At 71.5% G+C, this 23,797-nt stretch carries 3 protein-coding genes (1 of these 3 only partly in view); all 3 read left to right on the plus strand.

Annotated features, from left to right (window positions below; all coding sequences use genetic code 11):
• Tightly spaced (each overlapping or abutting the next), the 3 genes in view from HUX53_RS06955 to HUX53_RS06965 form a layout consistent with a single transcriptional unit that may run on beyond the window.
• Positions 1-2,697 (plus strand): amino acid adenylation domain-containing protein, encoded by a 2,697-nt coding sequence (locus HUX53_RS06955; protein WP_176402336.1) that lies wholly within the window; start codon positions 1-3, stop codon positions 2,695-2,697.
• Positions 2,698-15,957, plus strand: coding sequence for a non-ribosomal peptide synthetase (locus tag HUX53_RS06960; RefSeq protein WP_176402337.1), 13,260 nt, complete (start codon positions 2,698-2,700; stop codon positions 15,955-15,957).
• Positions 15,954-23,797: the 5' end (the start) of a non-ribosomal peptide synthase/polyketide synthase gene (locus tag HUX53_RS06965; protein WP_176402338.1), read on the plus strand. 11,149 nt of this gene lie beyond the right edge of the window; the window shows 7,844 of its 18,993 coding nt (coding positions 1-7,844); it begins with the start codon at positions 15,954-15,956; its stop codon lies beyond the right edge, outside the window. The genes HUX53_RS06960 and HUX53_RS06965 overlap by 4 nt, the downstream gene beginning before the upstream one ends.

Genomic DNA, 23,797 nt, shown 5'->3' on the forward strand with positions numbered 1-23,797 from the left:
ATGGCTGAATTGGATGGCGGACTTCGTGACCTGATGGCCGGTCAGCTCGGCATCTGGCAGGCCCAGCAATTCGCTCCGGAGAATTCCCTGTTCAACATCGCCGAGTATCTGGAGATACGCGGCGAGTTCGACGTCGGGCTGTTCACGGCGGCGCTGCGGCGGGCCCTGGACGAGACCGAGACGTTCCGGCTGCGCTTCCGCGTGGTGGACGGCGTGCCCAAGCAGTACGTCGTCCCGCCCTACGACTACGAGATCTCCGTCCTCGACGTCAGCGCCGAACCCGACCCGCTGGGCGCCGCGGAGGCGTGGATGCGGGACGACCTGCGCGCACCGGTCGCCGCCGTCGACGCCCAGCTGTTCGCCCAGGCCGTCTTCAAGATCGGCCCGGACCGGCACCTCTGGTACGAGCGCGGCTCCCACCTGATCATGGACGGCCGCGCCACACTGGCGTTCGTCACGCGCGTCGCCGACATCTACGTGCGGCTCCTCGCCGGCACGCCCGCAGAGGAGGGGGCGCTGGAGCCCCTCGCGCCGCTGCTGGCGGCGGAACGGGCGTACCGGGACTCGGCCGACCGCGAGGACGACGGGGCGTACTGGCGCGCCGCCCTCGCCGGCCTCCCCCCGGCCGGTGCGACGGCGGGTGCGGCGGCGGGTGTGGCGGGTGGGGGGAGTGCGCCGCGGCTGCCGTCCGCGCTGCTCCGGCACACCGAGCAGCTCGGAACCGGCCCGGCCGGCGAGGTGAAGGCCGCCGCGCGCCGGCTGCGGACCCATCTGCCCGGCCTGATGATCGCGGCGGCGGCCGTCTACCGGCACCGCGCCACCGGCGAACGCGACGTCGTCATCGGACTGCCCGTCAGCGGGCTTCCGGACCGCCGTAAAGTCTTCGCCCCGGGCATGACCTCGAACGTCCTGCCGATCCGGCTCCGGATCGACCCGGACACGACCGTCGCGGACCTCGTCCGCACCACGAACCAGACTCTCCGCGAGGCCCTCCGGCACCAGCGCTACCGCTACGAGGACACGCTCCGGGACCTGCGGCTCGTGCACGGCTCGTACCTGTGCGGCATCCACGTCAACGTCATGGCGTTCGGCTACCCGGAGATGTTCGGCGGCTGCACCGTCACCGGCACGAACCTGTCCACGGGCCCGATCGACAACGCCCGCATCGACGTCTACGACCGGCCCGGCGAAGCCGGCATCCAGCTCGTCACCGACGTCAACGGCGACACCAACGGGCCGGACGCCGCGCGGGAGATCCCCCGGCGCGTCCTGACGATCGTGGACCGGCTGGCGGCGGCCGACCCCGCCGACCCGGTCAGCCGGCTGGACCTCCTCAGCGACGCCGAACGCCGCGCCGTCCTGGCCGAGTGGACGGGCGGCCGGACCCGGGTGGCGGAGCGTTCGACGATCCCGGCGCTGTTCGAGGCGCAGGCGGCGCGCACGCCGGACGCCCCGGCGGTGACGTTCGAGGGCCGCACGCTCACCTACGCGGAACTGAACGCGCGGGCGAACCGGCTCGCGCGGCATCTGGTCGAGCAGGGCGCGGGACCAGAGCAGCGGGTGGCGCTGATGCTGCCGCGGTCGGCGGAGCTGGTGGTCGCGGTGCTGGCGGTGCTGAAGTCGGGCGCGGCCTACGTTCCGATCGACCCGGACTATCCGGACGACCGCGTCGCCTACCTGCTGGAGGACGCCGACCCGGTCCTGGTCATCGGCCCCGAGGAGGTCGCCGACACCGACACCGACACCGACACCGACACCGACACTGCCACCGGTCATGGCGACGGCGACCTGGGCGTGCCGGTGGCACCCGACCACGCCGCCTACGTGATCTACACGTCGGGTTCGACGGGCCGTCCCAAGGGCGTCGTGGTGCCGCACCAGAACGTGGTGCGGCTGCTGCGCGGCACCGAGGCGTGGTTCGGCTTCGGCCCCGACGACGTGTGGACGCTGTTCCACTCGTACGCGTTCGACTTCACGGTGTGGGAGCTGTGGGGCGCGCTGCTGTACGGCGGCCGCCTCGTCGTCGTCCCCTACCTGACGTCCCGGTCGCCGCGCGAGTTCGCCGCGCTGCTGGCGGCCGAGCGGGTGACGGTGCTGAACCAGACCCCGTCGGCGTTCTACCAGCTGCTGCCCGAGCGGCGGGACGACTGGGCGCTGCGGCAGGTGATCTTCGGCGGGGAGGCGCTCGACGCGCGGCGGCTGGCCGGCCGGCCCGCCACCGGGGGCGGCCCCCGGCTCGTGAACATGTACGGGATCACCGAGACCACGGTGCACGTGACGTACCACCCGCTGGACGCGGGGGAGGCGGGCGATGGGGCGAGCGCGATCGGCGAGGGCCTGCCCGATCTCCGCGTGTACGTCCTGGACGAGTGGCTGCGGCCGGTGCCGGCGGGCGTGGCCGGCGAGCTCTACGTCGCCGGCCCGGGCCTGGCGCGCGGCTACCTCGACCGGCCGGGACTGACCGGCGCGCGGTTCGTCGCGGACCGGTTCGGTCCGCCCGGTGAGCGGATGTACCGGACGGGCGACGTCGCCCGGTGGCGCGCCGGTGGCGGGCTGGAGTACCTGGGGCGGGCCGACGAGCAGGTCCAGCTGCGGGGGTTCCGGGTCGAGCCGGGCGAGGTGCGGGCGGTCGTGGCCCGGCATGAGGCGGTCGCCGACGCGGCCGTCCTCGTCCGCGACGGACGCCTCGTCGCCTAGGTGGTGCCGTCCGACCAGGAAGTGCCGGCGCTGCCCGCCGCCGTCCGCGAGTTCGCGGCCGGCCGCCTGCCCGCCCACATGGTGCCGTCGGCGGTCGTTCCGCTGCCGGCGCTGCCGCTGACGCCCAACGGCAAACTCGACCGCGCCGCACTGCCCGTCCCCGAGTACGGGGGCGGTGCGGGGCGCGCTCCCGGCACGGTGCAGGAGGAGCTGCTCTGCACCGCGTTCGCCGAGGTCCTCGGCGTCGAGCAGGTCGGTGCCGACGACGACTTCTTCGAGCTGGGCGGGCATTCCCTCCAGGCGACACGCCTCGCCGGCCGGATCAGGGCCCTGCTGGGCACGGACGTGCGCGTCGCGGACGTGTTCGAGGCACCCACCCCCGCCGCCCTCGCCGCCCGGATCGGGAGCGCGGCGACCACCCGGCCCGTGCTGGCCGCGCGGGAACGCCCGGAACGCGTCCCGCTCTCCTTCGCCCAGCGCCGCCTGTGGCTCATCGGCCGGATCGAGGGCCCTGGCCCGACCTACAACGCGCCGATCGTCCTGGGCCTGTCCGGCAGGCTCGACCGTGCCGCGCTGAAGGCCGCGCTGCGGGACGTCCTGGAACGGCACGAGTCCCTGCGCACCGTCCTCCCGGCCGAGGACGGCGAGCCCTACCAGCGGGTCATGGGCCTGGACGAGCTTGGTTGGGATCTGCCCGTCGTCGATGTGGTGAAGGCGCCGGACTCCTACGACCGCCTCCAGAACCTCAAGGACCTGTCGGCACCCGCGGTGCCGGAGGGCGACGGCCCGCCCGAACTCGCCGCCGCCGTCCTCCAGGCGGCCGGGCACGCGTTCGACCTGGCGGCGGAGGCCCCCGTCCGAGCGTGCCTGCTCGCCGTGGGGACCGACGAGCATGTGCTGGTGCTCGTGGTGCACCACATCGCGGGTGACGGCTGGTCGATGGGACCCCTGGCCCGGGACGTGTCGGCGGCATACGCGGCGCGCTGTGAAGGCCGGGCGCCGGAGTGGTCTCCGCTGCCGGTGCAGTACGCGGACTATGCGCTCTGGCAGCGCGACCTGCTCGGCGACGGGGACGCCCCGGACAGCGTGCTGTCGCGCCAGGTGGCCTACTGGCGCGACGCGCTCGCCGGCGCCCCGGAGGAGCTGGCACTGCCGTTCGACCGCCCCCGCCCGGCGGTGGCGAGCCACCGAGGCTCCTCGACGGGGATCGCGGTACCGGCGGGCGTGCACGCCCGGCTGCGGGAGGTGGCCCGCGCGGAGGGCGTCACCCCGTTCATGGTGCTGCAGGCGGCACTCGCGGTGACGCTGTCGCGAATGGGCGCCGGCACCGACGTCCCGATCGGCTCGGCCGTGGCGGGACGGCTCGACGAGGTCCTGGACGACCTGGTCGGCTGCTTCGTCAACACGCTGGTGATCCGCGGCGACCTGTCGGGCGACCCGACGTTCGCCGAACTGCTGGCGCGGGTGCGGGAGACGAGCCTCTCCGCGTACGCGCACCAGGACGTGCCGTTCGAACGGCTGGTGGAGGAGCTGGCCCCGGCCCGCTCGCTGGCCCGCCACCCGCTGTTCCAGGTCGTGCTGACCAAACTGGACATCGACCCGTCAGCCACGGCCCAAGGCGATTCCCGGCCGAGCCTGGACCTCCCGGGGGTGAGCGCGGACCTGCTGTCGACGGCCCGCCCGGCGGCGAAGTTCGACCTGGACGTGATGGTCGAGGAGTCCTTCGACGCCGACGGCGCCCCCTCCGGTGTGGGCGGTTCCGTGACCGTGGCGGCCGACCTGTTCGACGAGCGGACCGCCGAGCGGCTGGCCGCCGCGTTCGTGCGGGTGCTGTCGGCGGTGGTGGACGATCCTTCGCTGCGGGTGAGCGCGGTGGACGTGCTGGGCGAGTCTGAGCGCCGCAGGGTGCTGGTGGAGTGGAACGACACGCGGGCGGATGTGCCGCTGGTGTCGGTGCCGGAGATGTTCGCTGCTCAGGCTGCTCGTACGCCCGATGCGGTGGCGGTGGTCGCCGGTGGTGAGCGGCTGTCGTTTGCGGAGTTGGACGCGCGTGCGAATCGGCTGGCGAACTGGCTGCGTAGTCAGGGCGTTGGTGCCGAGTCGGTGGTGGGGGTCTGCCTGCCGCGCGGCGCCGAGATGATCGCGGCGATCGTGGGTGTGTGGAAGGCGGGCGCGGCTTACGTTCCCATCGATCCGGCTCAGCCTGCCGACCGGGTGGCGTTCGTGGTCGCTGACAGTGGCGCGGTTCTCACCCTGACCAGTGAAGAAGTTCTGGAGGATCTGCCCGCTGGGCGTCACCGGCTGGTGGCATTGGACGACCAGCTGATGGCGATGCAGTTGGACATGCAGCCTGAGACTGCGCCCGAGGTGGAGATCGCCCCAGGTCAGGCGGCGTATGTCATGTACACGTCGGGTTCGACGGGCCGCCCGAAGGGCGTCGCGGTCACCCACGCAGGCCTGGCCAACTACGTCGCTACGGTTCCAGATCGGGTGGGCTTCGGCTCGGCTGGTGGCCGGTTTGCGGTGTTGCAGGCGCAGGTGACCGACCTGGGCAACACGGTGGTGTTCGCCAGCCTGACCTGCGGCGGTGAGCTGCACGTCCTGGACGAGGACACCGTCACCGACGCGGTCGCCGTCCGCGCTTATCTGGCCGAGCACCAGATCGATTACCTCAAGGCTGTGCCCTCGCACATCGCCGCCCTGGGCGGTTTGGTTCCGAATCGGTCACTCGTCATTGGTGGCGAGGCGGCTTCTCCCGAGCTGGTGACCGAGCTGCTGGCGGCGGGCGAGCAGGAGGTGTTCAACCACTATGGGCCGACCGAGGCCACGATCGGCGTCGCGACCACACGCCTGACTCCGGAGTTGGTGGAGTCGGGGACGGTGCCGATCGGTGCGCCTGTCGCCAGCACCAGCCTGTACGTGCTGGACGATCACCTGCAGCCGGTGCCCGTGGGTGTGGCTGGTGAGTTGTACATCGCGGGCGCACAGTTGGCGCGGGGCTATGTGGGTCGGCCGGGTCTGACGGCTGAGCGGTTCGTGGCCTGTCCATTCGGCGGTGCGAGCGAGCGGATGTACCGCACCGGAGACCTGGCCAAGTGGACCCCGGACGGAAACCTGGTGTTCGCGGGCCGGGCGGATGAGCAGGTCAAGATTCGCGGGTTCCGGGTCGAGCCGGGCGAGATCGAAGCCACGCTGACCGTGCATCCGCAGGTTGAGCAAGTGGCTGTGGTCGCGCGTGAGGGGACGCCCGGCGATGTGCGTCTGGTCGCTTACGTCGTCCCTGCGGACGAAGTCGACCCCACCACCATCCGGGAGTTCGCTGCCGGGCGGTTGCCGGAGTACATGGTGCCTTCGGCCGTCGTCGTTCTCGACGCGCTGCCGCTGTCGTCCAACGGCAAGCTCGACCGCAAGGCCCTGCCCGCACCCGACTACACCACCGCGTCCGCCGGCACTGGGCGTGCGCCGGCGACCGTCCAGGAAGAGATCCTCTGCCAGGCATTCGCCGAGGTGCTCGGTCTGGACGCCGTCGGGGTCGAGGACGACTTCTTCATGCTCGGCGGACATTCGCTGCTGGCGACGCGCCTGGTGAGCCGGATCCGGGCGCTGCTCGGCGTCGAGGTCGAGATCCGGGCGCTGTTCGAGGCGCCCACGGTGGCGGGGCTGGCCGCGCGGATCGCCGACGCGGACCAGGCCCGCGTGGCGCTCGTCCCGGCCGAGCGTCCGGAGCGGGTGCCACTGTCGTACGCGCAGCGGCGGCTGTGGTTCCTGGGCCAGCTTGAGGGGCCGAGCGCCACCTACAACAGCCCCGTCGTGCTGCGGCTGACGGGGGAGCTGGATCGCGGGGCACTGGCCATGGTCCTCCGGGACGTCCTGGACCGGCACGAGGTGCTGCGAACCGTCTTCCCGGTAGCCGACGGCGAGCCCTACCAGCGCGTCGTCGATCTCGACGAACTCTCCTGGAACCTGACCGTCGCCGACGTCACGCCGGAGGAACTTCCGGACGCGGTGTCGGAGGCGAGCGGCCATGCCTTCGACTTCTCGATCGAGGCGCCCATCAAGGCGTGGCTGTTCGGTGCCGGACCGGACGAGCACGTGCTCGTGATCGTCGTCCACCACATCTCCGGAGACGGCTGGTCGATGGGGCCGCTGGCGAATGACGTCTCGCTGGCGTACGCGGCGCGTCGCGACGGCCGTCCACCAGAGTGGACGCCGCTGCCCGTCCAGTACGCCGACTATGCGCTCTGGCAGCGCGACCTGCTGGGTGACGAGGACGACCCGGCGAGCCGGGCGGCCCGGCAGCTGGACCACTGGCGCGGCGCGCTGACCGGGGCGCCGGAGGAGCTACCGCTGCCGTTCGACCGCCCACGTCCGGCGGTCGCGAGCCACCGGGGATACTCGGCGCCCTTCTCGGTACCGGCCGAGGTGCACGCGCGGCTCCGGGACATGGCACGTGCCGAGGGCGTGACGGTGTTCATGGTGCTGCAGGCTGCGCTCTCCGTGACGTTGTCGCGGATGGGTGCGGGCACCGACATCCCCATCGGCTCGGCCATCGCCGGGCGGATGGACGAGGCGCTGGACGACCTGGTCGGCTGTTTCGTCAACACGCTGGTGATCCGTGGCGACGTGTCCGGCGACCCGACGTTCGCCGAACTGCTGGCGCGCGTCCGGGAGACGAGCCTCTCCGCGTACGCGAACCAGGACGTCCCGTTCGAACGGCTGGTGGAGGAACTCGCCCCGGCTCGTTCGCTGGCCCGTCATCCGCTGTTCCAGGTCGTCCTGACCAAGCTGAACGCCTCACCCGAGCTGGAGAGTGCTCCCACGAGCATGGCCCTGCCGGGAATCGAGTCCGAGCCGATGTTCTTCGGCAAACCCGTGGTGAAGTTCGATCTGGACGTGCTCGTCGGGGAACTGTTCGGCGACGACGGCGATCCGGAAGGCATCAGCGGCCTCGTGACCGGAGCGCTTGACCTGTTCGAGCCAGCATCGGTCGAGCGGATGGCCGGCGCCCTCATCCGAACGCTCTCCACGGTGGCCGCCGACCCCTCGCTGAGGGTGAGCGCGGTGGACGTGCTGGGCGAGGCCGAGCGCCGCAACGTGCTCGTGGAGTGGAACGACACGCGGACGGATGTGCCGCAGGTGCCGGTTCCGGAGATGTTCGCTGCGCAGGCTGCTCGTACGCCCGATGCGGTGGCAGTGGTCGCCGGTGGTGAGCGGCTGTCGTATGCGGAGCTGGACGCGCGGGCGAATCGGCTGGCGCATTTTCTGCGGGCTCAGGGTGTGGGCGCGGAGTCGGTGGTGGGTGTGTGCCTGCCGCGTGGCGCCGAGATGATCAGCGCGATCGTGGGTGTGTGGAAGGCCGGCGCTGCTTACGTGCCGATCGATCCTGCGCAGCCTGCCGATCGGGTGGCGTTCGTGATGTCCGACAGCGGTGCGGTCCTGACCCTCACGAGCGAGGAGGTTCTGGAGGACCTTCCTGCGGGCCGTCATCGGCTGGTCGCGCTGGACGACGAGCTGATGGCGATGCAGCTGGACATGCAGCCCGACGCCGCACCCGATGTGGAGATCGCCCCAGGCCAAGTGGTGTACGTGATGTACACCTCGGGTTCGACGGGCCGTCCGAAGGGTGTCGCGGTCACGCACGCCGGCTTGGCGAACTACGTCGCCACTGTTCCGGGTCGGGTGGGCTTCGGCCGGGATGGTGGCCGGTTCGCGGTGTTGCAGGCGCAGGTGACCGACCTGGGCAACACGGTGGTGTTCGCCAGCCTGACGTCCGGCGGCGAACTGCATGTCCTGGACGAGGACACCGTCACCGACGCGGTCGCCGTCCGCGCTTATCTGGCCGAGCACCACATCGACTACCTCAAGGCCGTCCCCTCGCACATCGCCGCGCTGGGCGGCGTGGTCTCGAACCGAGCACTGGTGCTCGGCGGCGAGGCGGCTTCACCCGAGCTGGTCACTGACCTGCTGGCAGCGGGGGAGCAGGAGGTGTTCAACCACTACGGTCCGACCGAAGCCACGATCGGCGTCGCCACCACACGCCTGACCTCAGAGTTGGTGGCGTCGGGCACGGTGCCGATCGGTGCGCCCGTGGCGAACACCCGCCTGTATGTGCTGGATGCCGACCTTCAGCCGGTCCCGGTCGGCGTTGCGGGTGAGCTGTACATCGCCGGTGACCAGTTGGCACGCGGCTATGTGGGTCGACCGGGTCTGACCGCTGAGCGGTTCGTGGCCTGTCCCTACGGCGGTCCGGGGGAGCGGATGTACCGCACCGGGGACCTCGCCAAGTGGACATCGGACGGAAACCTGGTGTTCGCCGGCCGCGCCGACGAGCAGGTCAAGATCCGCGGATTCCGGGTGGAGCCGGGCGAGGTTGAAGCCACGCTGACCGCACATCCGCAGGTTGAGCAGGTCGCTGTGGTCGCCCGTGAGGAAACCCTGGTGGCGTACATCGTCGCTGCGTCCGAGGTCGATCCGGCCGCCATGCGGGAGTTCGCCGCCGGGCGTCTGCCGGACTACATGGTGCCTTCGGCCGTCGTCGTTCTCGACGCGTTGCCGCTTGCGTCCAACGGCAAGCTCGACCGCAAGGCCCTGCCCGCACCCGACTACAACGCGGTCGCCGGCACGGGCCGCGAGCCGGTCACTCTCCAGGAAGAGATCCTTTGCCAGGTGTTCGCCGAGGTGCTCGGCCTGGACGCTGTCGGGGTCGAGGACGACTTCTTCATGCTCGGCGGGCACTCGCTGCTGGCGACGCGCCTGGTCAGCCGGGTCCGAGCGGTGTTCGGTACCGAGGTTGAGATCCGGACCCTCTTCGAGACGCCCACGCCGGCGGGTCTGGCCGAGCGTCTGGCGGAGGGCGGCACCGCACGGCCCGCGCTGGCGCCCGTGGAACGTCCGGAGCAGGTGCCGTTGTCCTACGCGCAGCGGCGCCTGTGGTTCATCGGCCAACTGGAAGGGCCCAGCACCACCTACAACAGCCCTGTCGCGCTGCGGCTCACCGGTGACCTGAACCGGCGGGCGCTGGAGGACGCCCTGCTGGACGTCATCGCGCGCCACGAGGCTCTGCGGACGGTGTTCCCCATGGCCGACGGCGAGCCGTATCAGCATGTCCTCGCGATCGAGGACATCGGCTTCGAACTGCCGGTGACGCGGGTGACCGCAGACGGACTCCCGGATGCGGTGGCAGAGGCGAGCCGCTACGCCTTCGACTTCTCCACCGAAGTACCGCTCAAAGCACGGCTGTTCGCTTCCGGGCCGGACGAACACGTCCTCGTCCTGGTGCTGAACCACATCGTCGGTGACGGCTGGTCGATGAGCCTTCTGGCGCGCGACGTGTCGGAGGCGTACGCGGCGCGATGCCAGGGCCGGGCACCCGATTGGACGCCGCTGCCGGTGCAGTACGCCGACTATGCGCTCTGGCAACGCGACCTGCTGGGTGACGCTGCTGACCCCGAAAGCATGCTGTCACGCCAGATCACGCACTGGCGTGAAGCGCTGCGGGGATCGCCGGAAGAACTGCCGTTGCCGTTCGACCGTCCGCGTCCGGCGGTCGCGTCCCGCAAGGGCCACCAGGTCCCGCTGGAACTGCCCGCCGACGTGCACGCCCGGCTCCGGGAACTGGCGCGAACCGAGGGTGTCACGGCGTTCATGGTCATGCAGGCTGCGACGGCCGTCCTGCTCAACCGGCTCGGCGCGGGCACCGACGTCCCGATCGGGTCCGCGATCGCGGGCCGCATGGACGCCTCGCTGAGCGACCTGGTCGGCTGCTTCGTCAACACGCTGGTGATTCGCAGCGACCTGTCCGGTGACCCGACGTTCGCCGAGTTGCTGGGACGTGTGCGGGAGACGAGCCTGAGCGCGTTCGCGCATCAGGACGTGCCGTTCGAGCGGCTGGTGGAGGAACTCGCTCCGGTGCGTTCGCTGGCCCGGCAGCCGCTCTTCCAGGTCGTCCTGACGATGCACGACACCGCGGACGTGCTGCCTCAGCTGCCCGGCCTCACGTGCGAGCGCATGCCGACCGCGCGTCCGGCGGCGAAGTTCGACCTGGACGTGATGGTCGAGGAGTCCTTCGACGGCGACGGTGCTCCGCTGGGCCTGCACGGTTCGGTGACGGTGGCGGCCGACCTGTTCGACCAGCGGACGGCCGAGCGACTGGCCGCCGGCCTGGCCCGGGTGTTGTCGGCAGTGGTGGACGATCTATCGCTGCGAGTGAGCGCGGTGGACGCCGTCGATCCGGCCGAGCGCCGCAAGGTGCTGGTCGAGTGGAACGACACCCGGACGGACGTACCGCAGGTGCCGGTTCCGGAGCTGTTCGCTGCTCAGGCGGCGCGGACTCCGGATGCGGTGGCGATCGTGGCCGACGGTCGACGGATGACGTTCGCCGACTTGGACGCGCGGGCGAATCGGCTCGCTAACTGGTTGTGCAGCCAGGGCGTTGGTGTCGAGTCGGTCGTGGGCGTCTGTCTGCCGCGCGGTGCCGAGATGATCGCGGCGATCGTGGGTGTGTGGAAGGCGGGTGCGGCGTATGTGCCGATCGATCCGGCGCAGCCTGCTGATCGGGTGGCGTTCGTGGTGTCTGACAGCGGCGCAGTTCTGACCCTGACCTGCGAGGAGGTTCTAGAGGACCTGCCCGCAGGACGGCACCGGCTGGTGGCGTTGGACGACCAGCTGATGGCGATGCAGTTGGGCATGCAGCCTGAGACTGCGCCCGAGGTGGAGATCGCGTCGGGCCAGGTGGCGTATGTGATGTTCACGTCGGGTTCGACGGGCCGTCCGAAGGGTGTCGCGGTCACGCACGCCGGCTTGGCGAACTACGTGGCGAGTGTTCCGGGTCGGGTGGGGTTCGGCTCGGCTGGTGGACGGTTCGCGGTGTTGCAGGCGCAGGTGACCGACCTGGGCAACACGGTGGTGTTCGCCAGCCTGACCTGCGGCGGTGAGCTGCACGTCCTGGACGAGGACACCGTGACCGATGCGGTGGCCGTCCGCGCCTACCTGGCCGAGCACCAGATCGATTACCTCAAGGCCGTGCCCTCCCACATCGCCGCGCTGGGCGGTGTGGTTCCGAATCGGTCACTCGTCCTTGGTGGCGAGGCGGCTTCGCCCGAACTGGTCACTGACCTGCTGGCTGCGGGGGAGCAGGCCGTCTTCAACCACTACGGCCCGACCGAGGCCACGATCGGCGTCGCGACCACACGTTTGACTAGGGAACTGCTGGCGTCCGGTGTGGTGCCGATCGGTGCGCCGGTCGCCAACACTCGCCTGTACGTGCTGGATGCCGATCTGCAGCCGGTGCCGGTTGGCGTTGCCGGTGAGCTGTACATCGCGGGCGCTCAGCTGGCGCGCGGCTATGTGGGTCGCGCAGCTCTAACGGGGGAGCGGTTCGTGGCGTGCCCGTTCGGCGGTCCGGGTGCGCGGATGTACCGCACCGGTGACCTGGCCCGCTGGACTGCGGATGGGAACCTGGTGTTCGCGGGTCGGGCCGACGAGCAGGTGAAGGTCCGTGGGTTCCGGGTGGAGCCGGGCGAGGTCGAAGCCACACTGATCGCTCATCCGCAGGTTGAGCAGGCCGCTGTGGTCGCCCGTGAGGAAACCCTGGTGGCGTACATCGTCCCCGCATCCGAGGTCGATCCGACCGCCATCCGGGAGTTCGTTGCCGGGCGTTTGCCGGAGTACATGGTGCCGTCGGCCGTCATGGTTCTGGAGGCGTTGCCGCTGGCGTCCAACGGAAAGCTCGACCGCAAGGCCCTGCCCGCACCCGACTACACCACCGCATCGGCCGGCACTGGGCGTGCTCCGGCGACCGTCCAGGAAGAGATCCTCTGCCAGTCCTTCGCCGAAGTCCTCAACCTGGAGACCGTCGGTGTCGAAGACGACTTCTTCATGCTCGGCGGCCACTCCCTCCTAGCAGTCCGACTAGTGGAACTGCTGCGCCAACGCAGCGTCTCGGTCTCAGTCCGAGCGCTGTTCCAGACCCCAACACCCGCCGGTCTTGCTGCGACCCCCGGGCTTGACGAGGTGGCCGTCCCGCCCAACCGCGTCCCGGAAGGCGCCGATCACCTCAAGCCGGAGATGCTGACCCTGGTCGACCTGTCGGAAGACGAGATCGAACGACTCGTCTCAGCCGTCGACGGCGGCGCCGCCAACATCGCGGACGTGTACCCGCTGGCCCCCCTCCAGGAAGGCATCTTCTTCCACCACCTGATGGCGGCGCAGGACAGCGGCGACGCCTACGTCCTGCCGATCGCGCTCGGGTTCGACTCACGGGAACGCCTGGACGGCTTCCTCGCCGCCCTACAACGGGTGATCGACCGCCACGACATCTACCGCACCGCGATCCTGTCGGACGGGCTGCCGGAGCCCGTCCAGGTCGTGACGCGCCACGCGACCCTGCTGGTCCACGAGGTCCTCCTCGACACGGGCGGCACCGATCCGGTGCGGCAGTTGATCTCGGTGAGCGGGTCGCGGATGGATCTGCGGTGCGCCCCGCTCATGGACATGCACGTCGCGCCGGAGCCGGAGACCGGCCGCTGGCTCGGCCTGCTCCGCATCCACCAGATGGTCCGGGACCACACCACGCAGGAGACGCTGCTCAGAGAGCTGGGCGCCATCCTGGACGGCCGGGAGGACACTCTTCCCGCCCCCCTCCCATTCCGCGACTTCGTGGCGCAGGCGCGCCTCGGTGTGACGCGTGAGGAGCACGAGCGCCACTTCGCCGACCTCCTCGGCGACGTGGACGAGACCACCGCCCCGTACGGCCTCCTCGACGTCCACGGTGACGGCGGCGACGTCGAAAGGGCGCAGCTGGCCGTCGACGCCGAGGTCGGCGCCCGCGTACGGGAGATCGCCCGCGCGCTGGGAGTGAGCGCCGCGACGGTGTTCCACCTGGCCTGGGCCCGCGTCCTCGCCACGGTGAGCGGCCGGAACGACGTCGTCTTCGGGACGGTCCTGTTCGGCCGCATGAACGCCGGGGCTGGCGCCGACCGTGTCCAGGGACCGTTCATCAACACGCTTCCGGTCCGTGTACGCGTCGGCGAGGCCGAGGCCGGTGCGGCGCTCGAAGACCTCCGGCACCAGCTGGCGGAACTGCTCGTCCACGAGCACGCGCCGCTGGCCATCGCCCAGCGCGCCGCGCGCGTCCCGGGCGGCGGCCCGCTGTTCACCTCGCTCTTCAACTACCGCCACAACCAGGTCGCGGCCGGCGACGGCGGCGCGGCCCTCGACGGGGTGCGCCTGCTGCTGACCCGTGAACGCACCAACTATCCCCTCGTCGTCGCCGTGGACGATCTCGGGACCGCGTTCCGGCTGACCGTCGACGCGGTGACGTCCGTCGACGCGGACGCCGTCTGCCACCTGCTCCGCACCTGCGTCACAAACCTGGCGGCGGCGCTGGAAGAGGAGCCCACGGCCCGGCTCTCGATGATCGACGTCCTCGACGACACCGAACACGATCACCTCCTCCGGGAACGGAACGACACCGCCGTCCCCGTCGAGCCCGCCACGGCGGCGGCCATGGTCGGGGCCCAGGCCGCGCGGACCCCGGATGCGGTCGCGCTCGAATGCGGCGACGTCCAGATCTCCTACGCCGAACTGGACGCCCGCGCCGACCGGCTGGCGGACCGGCTGCGCGCTGCGGGGATCGGGGCGGAGTCGCTGGTCGGCGTGTGCCTCCCGCGCGGGATCGAGTCGATCGCGGCTCTGCTCGGTGTGTGGAAGGCGGGCGCGGCGTATCTGCCGATCGACCCGGGGCAGCCCGCCGGGCGGCTGGAGTTCATGCTGGCCGACAGCGGCGCGCGGACCGTCATCGCGCCCGGCGGCACGGCCGCGAGCTTCCCCGGCGTCCAGGTCCTGCCCCCGGACGGCACGCAGCCGGCGGTCGCCGCGCCGCCCCCTCCGGCGCCGCTCCCCGGACAGACCGCGTATGTGATCTACACGTCGGGTTCGACGGGACGGCCGAAGGGCGTGGCGGTGTCGCATGCCGGGCTGGCGAGCCTGGTGGCCGCCCAGGCGGAACGGTTCGCGGTCGACGGTTCCGCGCGCGTGCTGCAGTTCGCCTCGGCTACCTTCGACGCGGCCATCTCCGAAATCCTGGTGACGCTGGAGTCAGGGGCGCGTCTGGTCCTGGCCGACTCCGCGGAGCTGCTGCCGAGCGCGGGGCTGGCCGAGGTCGTGGCGCGGCATCGGATCACGCACGTCACGCTGCCCCCTGCCGTCCTGGCGGCGCTGGCCCCGGAGGACCTGCCTTCGCTGGTGTCGCTGACCTCGGCGGGGGAGGCGTTGAGCGCCGAGCAGGTGGCGCGCTGGGCGCCCGGCCGCCGGCTCGTCAACGCCTACGGCCCGACCGAGACGACGGTATGCGCCGCGATGTCGGCACCACTCAAGCCAGGGGACGAGCCGGACATCGGCGCCCCGATCACGAACACGCGGGTGTTCGTCCTGGACGAGTGGCTTCGCCCGGTCCCCGACGGCGTGACCGGTGAGCTGTACGTGGCGGGCCCCGGCCTGGCGCGCGGCTACCTCGGCCGGCCGGGCCTGACCGCCGAACGGTTCGTGGCGTGCCCGTTCGCAGCCGGCGGCGCGGGTGAGCGCATGTATCGCACCGGAGACCTGGCCCGCTGGACGGCGGACGGCCGCCTCGTCTACTCCGGCCGTACCGACGATCAGGTGAAGATTCGCGGTTTCCGGATCGAGCCGGGCGAGGTGCAGACCGTCCTGGCCGCCCACCCGCAGGTCGCCCAAGCAGCGGTCATCGTCCGCGAGGACGTCCCAGGCGACCGCCGACTCGTCGCCTACATCGTCCCGGACGGCGAAACACCCCCGCCCGCCCTCCGCGAGTTCACCGCGCAGCGGCTCCCGCACTACATGATCCCCGCGAACATGATCACCCTCGACGCGCTCCCGCTCACCGCCAACGGCAAACTCGACCGCGCCGCGCTCCCCGCACCGGGCGACGCGGGACTCGGCGGCCGGGGCCGGGCACCCGAGACCGAGCAGGAGAAGGCCCTCTGCGGCGCCTTCGCGCAGCTGCTCGGGCTCCCGTCCGTCAACGTGGACGACGACTTCTTCGTCCTGGGCGGGCATTCGCTGCTGGCGACCCGCCTGGTGAGCCGGGTCCGGACCGTGCTCGGCGCCGAGCTGCCGATGCGGCGGCTCTTCGCGACCCCGACGCCCGCCGCGCTGGCGTCCTGGCTCGCCGACCACGCGGAGGCGCCACGCAGACCCAGGCCCGCACTGCGCCCGATGCGCCGACAGGAGGAGCCCCGATGATCCCGCTCTCGTACGCCCAGCGCCGGCTGTGGTTCCTGGCGCAGCTGGAGGGGCCGGGCGCGTCCTACCACCTCCCCATGGTGCTGCGGCTGACCGGCGACCTGGACCGGCCCGCGCTCGAAGCCGCGCTGCGGGACGTCATCACGCGCCACGAGGTGCTGCGGACCACGTTCCCGGCGGTCGACGGCGAGCCGCACCAGCGGATCCTCCCGCCGGAAGAGGCCGGGTTCGAGCCGACCATCGTGAAGACGTCCGAGGCGGAACTGCCGGAGGCGCTCTCAGCCGCCGCCCGGCGGCCCTTCGACCTCGGCACGGACATCCCGCTGCGCGCGTGGCTGTTCGCGATCGGACCCCGCGAGCACGTCGTCCTGCTGGTGGTGCACCACATCGCGGGTGACGGCTGGTCGCTGAAGCCGCTCGCCCGTGACGTGGCGACGGCGTACGCGGCGCGCCGCGAAGGCCGTGCACCGGGATGGGAGCCGCTGCCGGTCCAATACGCCGACTACGCGCTGTGGCAGCGCGAGCTGCTGGGCGACGGGGACGACCCGGACAGTGTCCTGGCGCGGCAGGTGGCGTACTGGCGAGCGGCGCTGGACGGCGTTCCGGAAGATACGGCGCTGCCGTTCGACCGGCCGCGCCCGGCGGTGATGTCGGAGCGGGGGCATCGTGTCCCCCTGAACGTCCCGGCCGAAACGCACGCCCGCCTCCGGGAGGTGGCCCGCGAACACCGGGTCACGGTGTTCATGGTGCTGCAGGCGGCACTCGCCGTCACCCTGTCGCGCGCCGGCGCGGGCACCGACGTCCCCATCGGCACCGTCGTCGCCGGACGCCTGGACGAGGGCCTGGACGACCTGGTCGGGTTCTTCGTGAACACCCTGGTCATGCGCACCGACCTGGCCGGGGACCCCGCGTTCGCGGAACTTCTCGACCGGGTGCGGGAGATGGGGCTGGCGGCGTTCGAGCATCAGGACGTCCCGTTCGAGCGTCTGGTGGAGGAACTGGCCCCGGCCCGCTCGATGGCGCGGCATCCGCTGTTCCAGGTGATGCTGACGGTGCAGAACGCCGGCCCGGCCCGCCCCGGCCTGCCCGGCCTGGAGACCGAGGCGCTTCCGGCGCGGACGCTGCCGGAGTCGTCCACGACCCGGTTCGACCTCGACGTCACGCTGGAGGAGACGTTCGACGCCGCCGGTGCCCCCGCCGGGCTGGCCGGACGGCTCATCGCCGCCGCCGACGTCTTCGAGGCCGGTACCGCCACCCGGCTGGCCGGCTGGCTGGACCGGGTGCTCGGCACCGTGGCGGCGGCCCCCGACACCCCGCTCAGCGCGGTCGAGATCCTCGACGAGGCCGAGCGCGACCGGCTCGTCCACGACTGGAACGACACCGCGATCGATGTGCCGGACACGTCGGTCGTCGCGCTGTTCGAAGCCCAGGCGGAACGGACGCCGGACGCGGTCGCGGTCATCGACGGCGACGTCGAAGTCTCCTACGCCGACCTCGATGCGCGGGCGAACCGCCTGGCGGCGCGGCTCGCCGCCCGGGGCGCCAGCCCGGATGCCGTGGTCGCCGTCGCGCTGGGGCGCGGCGCCGAGCTGATGGCCGCCGTGCTCGCGGTGCTGAAGGCCGGGGCCGCCTACCTGGTGCTCGACCCGGCGCAGCCCGCCGGACGGCTGGCGTCCATCCTGGACGACGCGGAACCGTCCCTGCTCGTCACGACCGACGCCGGGCGGGCGTCGGTTCAGGCGTTCACCGGCCCGATCGTGAACATCGACTCGCGTGCCGTCCCAGCGGAGACCGGGCCACGACCGGAACCGGCGCGGGGCGCGCATCCCGCATACGTGGTCTACACGTCGGGATCGACCGGCCGGCCCAAGGGCGTGGTGGTCACCCATGCCGGTTTCGTGAACACGGTGACTGCGGGCCGCGCCCGTTTCGGCACCGGACCGGACTCACGGGTCGCGCAGTTCGCGTCGGCGACCTTCGACAACTTCTGCCTGGAGTGGTCGATCGCCCTGTGCTCGGGGGCCGCGCTGGTGGTCGTCCCGGAAGAGGCGAGGCTGGGCGACGGGCTGGCCGAATTCATCACCGGCCGGCGGATCACGCACGCGTCACTCCCGCCCGCCGTGCTGGCGGCGCTGCGGCCGGACACGGTCCCGGCGCACGTGGTCGTGGAGGTCGGCGGCGAGGCGTGCCCGCCGGAGCTGGCGGCTCGCTGGTCGCGCAACCGGGTGCTGTTCAACACCTACGGCCCCACCGAGACGACCGTGGACGCCACGTCATGGCGGGCCCGGCCCGACGCGCCCGACACCCCGATCGGTGCCCCGATCGCCAACACCCGCGCCTACGTCCTGGACGACCGGCTGCGTCCGGTGCCCGCGGGCGTGACCGGCGAACTCTACGTCGCGGGTGCCGGGCTGGCGCGCGGATACCTCGGCCGCCCCGCCCTGACCGCCGAACGTTTCACGGCCTGCCCCTTCGGCGGTGTGCCGGGCGAGCGCATGTACCGGACCGGGGACCGGGTCCGGTGGACGGCCGACGGCCTGCTGGTGTTCGCGGGCCGCACGGACGAGCAGCTCGCGATCCGCGGGTTCCGGATCGAACCGGGCGAGATCGAGGCGGCCCTCGCCGCCCACCCGCAGGTCGCCCAGGTCGCGGTCATCGCCCGCGAGGACGTGCCGGGGGAGAAACGCCTGGTCGCCTACGTCGTCGGCGACGCTGGCGAGGCCGAGCTGCGGCGGTTCGCCGGCGGCCGGCTCCCCGGCTACATGGTGCCCTCGGCGGTCGTCACCCTGCCCGCGCTGCCGCTCACGGTGAACGGCAAACTGGACCGCGCCGCGCTACCCGTCCCCGAACGCGAGGCGGACGAGGGACGCGGACCCGCCACGGTGCAGGAGGAGATCCTGTGCCAGGTGTTCGCCGAAGTCCTCGGCCTGGACGGCGTCGGCGTCGACGACGACTTCTTCTCACTCGGCGGGCATTCGCTGCTGGCGACCCGGCTGATCAGCAGGGTCCGCACGGTGCTGGGCGTCGAGATCCCCGTCCGGGTGCTGTTCGAGGCACCCACCGTGGCGGCGCTGTCCGCACGCCTGCCCGATGCGGGCACGGCCCGGACACCGCTCGTGCCGGGGGAGCGTCCCGATCGGGTGCCGCTGTCGTTCGCGCAGCGGCGACTGTGGTTCCTGACACAGCTGGAGCGGTCGGGCACGTACAACATCCCGAGCGTGCTGCGGCTCACCGGGACCCTGGAGCGGCCCGCGCTCGAAGCCGCACTGCGGGACGTGATCGGGCGGCACGAAGTGCTCCGGACCGTGTTCCCGACGGCCGACGGCGAGCCTTACCAGCACGTGGTGGACGTCGCCGACCTGTCCTGGGAGCTGACGTCCGCCGAAACCACTTCGGAGCGGCTGCCCGACGCGGTGGCCGAGGCGACCCGGTACGTCTTCGACCTGAGCACGGAGATCCCCCTGCGGGCATGGTCGTTCGCTGTCGCGCCGGATGAGCACGTGCTGGTGCTGGTCGTGCATCACATCGCCGGTGACGGCTGGTCGATGGGCCCGCTGGCGCGTGACGTGTCGGTGGCGTATGCGGCGAGGTGTGAGGGACGGGTGCCGGAGTGGTCCCCGTTGCCGGTGCAGTACGCGGACTATGCGCTCTGGCAGCGCGACCTGCTCGGTGAGGATGTGCTGGCGGGTCAGGTGGCGTATTGGCGTGAGGTGTTGGCGGGGGCGCCGGAGGAGTTGGCGTTGCCGTTCGACCGTCCGCGTCCGGTGGTGGCTTCGTCTCGTGGGCATCGGGTGCCGGTGGAGCTTTCGGCTGAGGTGCACGCCCGGTTGCGTGAGGTGGCGCGGGCCGAGGGTGTGACGGTGTTCATGGTGTTGCAGGCGGCGCTTGCGGTGGGCTTGTCGCGGTTCGGTGCGGGGGAGGACGTGCCGATCGGTTCGGCGGTTGCGGGCCGCCTGGATGAGGCGCTGGACGGTCTGGTCGGGTTCTTCGTCAACACGCTGGTGATCAGGACCGACCTGTCCGGGGACCCGAGCTTCGCTGAGCTGCTGGGGCGTGTCCGGGAGAGGAGTCTGCACGCGTTCGAGCATCAGGATGTGCCGTTCGAGCGGCTGGTGGAGGAGTTGGCCCCGGCCCGTTCGCTGGCGCGGCATCCGCTGTTCCAGGTGATGTTGACGTTGCAGAATGCCGGTCCCGCTGAGCTGGTCCTGCCTGGCCTGGAGTCGTCGGGGCTTTCTGCGGGTGAGCCGGTGGCCAAGTTCGATCTGGATGTCACGGTCGCGGAGGTCTTCGACGCCGATGGTGCTCCGGCCGGGGTGCGCGGGTCGATGATCGCGGCAGCCGATGTGTTCGATGAGGGCACTGCCGAGCGGATTGCGCGTGGCTGGATGCGAGGACTATCGGCGCTGTCGGCCGCCCCTGACGCGCCGGTGAGCACAGCCGACCTGCTGGGTCCGGCAGAGCGCCACATGATGCTGGTCGACTGGAACGACACTGCCGTGCAGGTGCCGGAGCGGTCCGTGCCGGAAATGTTCGAGGCGCAGGTCGCGCGCACACCGGATGCGGTGGCGGTCGTGGACGGCGGCGTCGAGATGTTCTATGCCGACCTGAACGCGCGCGCCGCGCGGCTCGCACGGTATCTCCTCGCCCAGGGCGCAGGCCCGGAAACTGTGGTCGCGGTCGGTATGGAGCGGGGCGCCGAGCTGATGGTCGCGATGCTCGGAGTCCTGAAGGCGGGGAGCGCCTACGTCCTGCTCGATGCCGAGCACCCCGCCGAACGCCTCGCCTACATGCTGGAGAACGCGGGCGTGCGGTCCGTGGTCACCACGGCCGCGTGGGACGGGACGCTGCCGGACGACGTGGCCCGCATCGTGGTGGACGACCCGGCGACCGTCCAGGCGCTGGAGGGCTTGACCGAGAGTGGACCCATCGCCCCACCGGCGGTGGCGTCGCCCGCCTATGTGATCTACACGTCCGGCTCGACCGGGCGGCCGAAGGGCGTGCTGGTCTCGCACACGGGAGTGGCGAGCCTGGTGGCGGGCCAGGTGTCGCACCTGAGGGTAGGTCCGGGGGCGCGGGTCGGCCAGTTCGCGTCGGCGGGGTTCGACACCTTCGGCTGGGAATGGATGTCGGCCCTGCTGACCGGTGCCGCGCTGGTCGTCATCCCGCACGAGGAACGGCTCGGCGCCGCGCTTCCAGCACTCCTGGCGCGGGAGCGGGTGACGCATGTGACGCTGCCGCCGGCCGTGCTGGCGACCCTGGAGGAAGGGGCGATCAGCCGGGACGTCGTGCTGTCCGTGGCCGGTGAGGCATCCCCGCCCGACCTGATCGACCGGTGGGCGCGGGACCGGCGGATGTTCAACTCCTATGGCCCGGCGGAGACCACGGTGGACGCCACACTGTGGCACTGCGACCCGGACGCGGGCGACGTGGCGATCGGTCGTCCGGGGGCCGACACGCGGGTGTTCGTGCTGGACGGCCGGCTGGAGCCGGTCCCGGTCGGGGTGGCCGGCGAACTGTACGTGGCCGGCCCCGGCCTGGCGCGGGGGTATGTGAACCGGCCTGGACTGACCGCCGAGCGGTTCGTGCCGTGCCCGTTCGGCGGCCCTGGTGAGCGGATGTACCGGACGGGCGATCTTGCCCGCTGGACGGCCGGCGGGGACCTGGTGTTCACCGGCCGTGCCGACGACCAGGTGAAGATCCGGGGATTCCGGATCGAGCCCGGTGAAGTGCGCGCGGTGCTGACCGCCCATCCCGGGGTGGCCCAGGCCGTGGTGGTCGCCCGCCAGGACGCCCCCGGCGAGACACGTCTCGTCGCCTACATCGTCCCCGCCCTCGATTCGGATCCCGCGAAACTGCCGGCCGAACTCAGGGAATTCGCGGGGAGCCGGCTCCCCGGCTACATGGTCCCCTCGGCGGTCGTGACACTGGAGGCGCTGCCGCTCACGGTGAACGGGAAGCTGGACCGCAAGGCGCTACCCGCCCCCGAGTACCAGGTCGCCGAGAGCCGTCAGCCCGCCACGGTGCGGGAGGAGATCCTCTGCCAGGTGTTCGCCGATGTGCTCGCCCTGGAGAAGGTCGGGGTGGACGACGACTTCTTCGCGCTCGGCGGTCATTCGCTGCTGGCGACGCGCCTGGTGAGCCGGATCCGTTCGGTGCTGAATGTAGAGATTCCGGTTCGGGCGGTGTTCGAGACCCCCACGGTTGCCGGGCTCGCGGCGCGTCTCTCCGAAGCGGCTCAGGGCCGCTCGGCACCGGCACCGGTGACGCCCCGCCCGGAGCGGGTGCCGCTGTCGTTCGCACAGCGGCGGCTGTGGTTCCTGGCGCAGCTGGAGAGGTCGGACACCTACAACATCGCGATGGCGCTGCGCTTGACCGGCGACCTGGACAGGGGCGCGCTGGAAGGGGCCTTCCGGGACGTTCTGGGACGGCACGAGGTGCTGCGGACGGTGTTCCCGATGGCCGATGGCGAGCCCTTCCAGCAGGTCGTAGACCTCGAAGACCTCGCATGGGACCTCACGGTCACCGAGGTCACGGCGGAAGGGTTGCCGGCGGCGGTGGCCGGGGCGAGCGGTCATGTCTTCGACCTGGCAGCGGAGTTGCCGATCAAGGTCGAACTGTTCGCCGTCCGACCGGACGAGCATGTGCTGGTGCTGGTGGTGCATCACATCGCCGGTGACGGCTGGTCGATCGCCCCGCTCGCGCGTGACGTGTCGGAGGCGTATGCCGCCCGCCGCGAAGGTCGAGTGCCGGAGTGGACGCCGCTGCCGGTGCAGTACGCCGACTATGCGCTCTGGCAGCGCGACCTGCTCGGTGACGATGTGCTGGCGGGTCAGGTGGCGTATTGGCGTGGAGCTCTTGCCGGGGCGCCGGAGGAGTTGGCGTTGCCGTTCGACCGTCCGCGTCCGGTGGTGGCTTCGTCTCGTGGGCATCGGGTGCCGGTGGAGCTTCCAGCGGACCTGCACGCACGGTTGCGTGAGGTGGCGCGGGCCGAGGGTGTGACGGTGTTCATGGTGTTGCAGGCGGCGCTTGCGGTGGGCTTGTCGCGGTTCGGTGCGGGGGAGGACGTGCCGATCGGTTCGGCGGTTGCGGGCCGCCTGGATGAGGCGCTGGACGGTCTGGTCGGGTTCTTCGTCAACACGCTGGTGATCAGGACCGACCTGTCCGGGGACCCGAGCTTCGCTGAGCTGCTGGGGCGTGTCCGGGAGAGGAGTCTGCACGCGTTCGAGCATCAGGATGTGCCGTTCGAGCGGCTGGTGGAGGAGTTGGCGCCGACCCGCTCCCTGGCGCGGCATCCGCTGTTCCAGGTGATGTTGACGTTGCAGAATGCCGGTCCCGCTGAGCTGGTCCTGCCTGGCCTGGAGTCGTCGGGGCTTTCTGCGGGTGAGCCGGTGGCCAAGTTCGATCTGGATGTCACGGTCGCGGAGGTCTTCGACGCCGATGGTGCTCCGGCCGGGGTGCGCGGGTCGATGATCGCGGCAGCCGATGTGTTCGATGAGGGCACTGCCGAGCGGATTGCGCGTGGCTGGATGCGAGGACTGTCGGCGTTGTCCGCCGCCCCTGACGCGCCGGTGAGCGCAGCCGACGTGCTGGACTCGGCAGAACGCAACAAGGTCCTGGTCGAGTGGAACGACACCGAAGCGGACGTGCCGCAGGCCTCGGTGGTGGGGCAGTTCGAGGCTCACGCGGCCCGGACACCGGACGCGGTCGCCGTGATCGCCGATGGCGTCGAGGTCTCCTACGGGGAGTTGAACGCGCGCGCCGATCGGCTGGCGCACTTCCTTCACGCCCAAGACGTCCGGGCGGAGTCGGTGGTCGGCCTGTGCCTGCCGCGCGGGATCGA

The organism is Actinomadura sp. BRA 177 (assembly GCF_013372625.1).
Classification (GTDB): Bacteria; Actinomycetota; Actinomycetes; order Streptosporangiales; family Streptosporangiaceae; genus Spirillospora.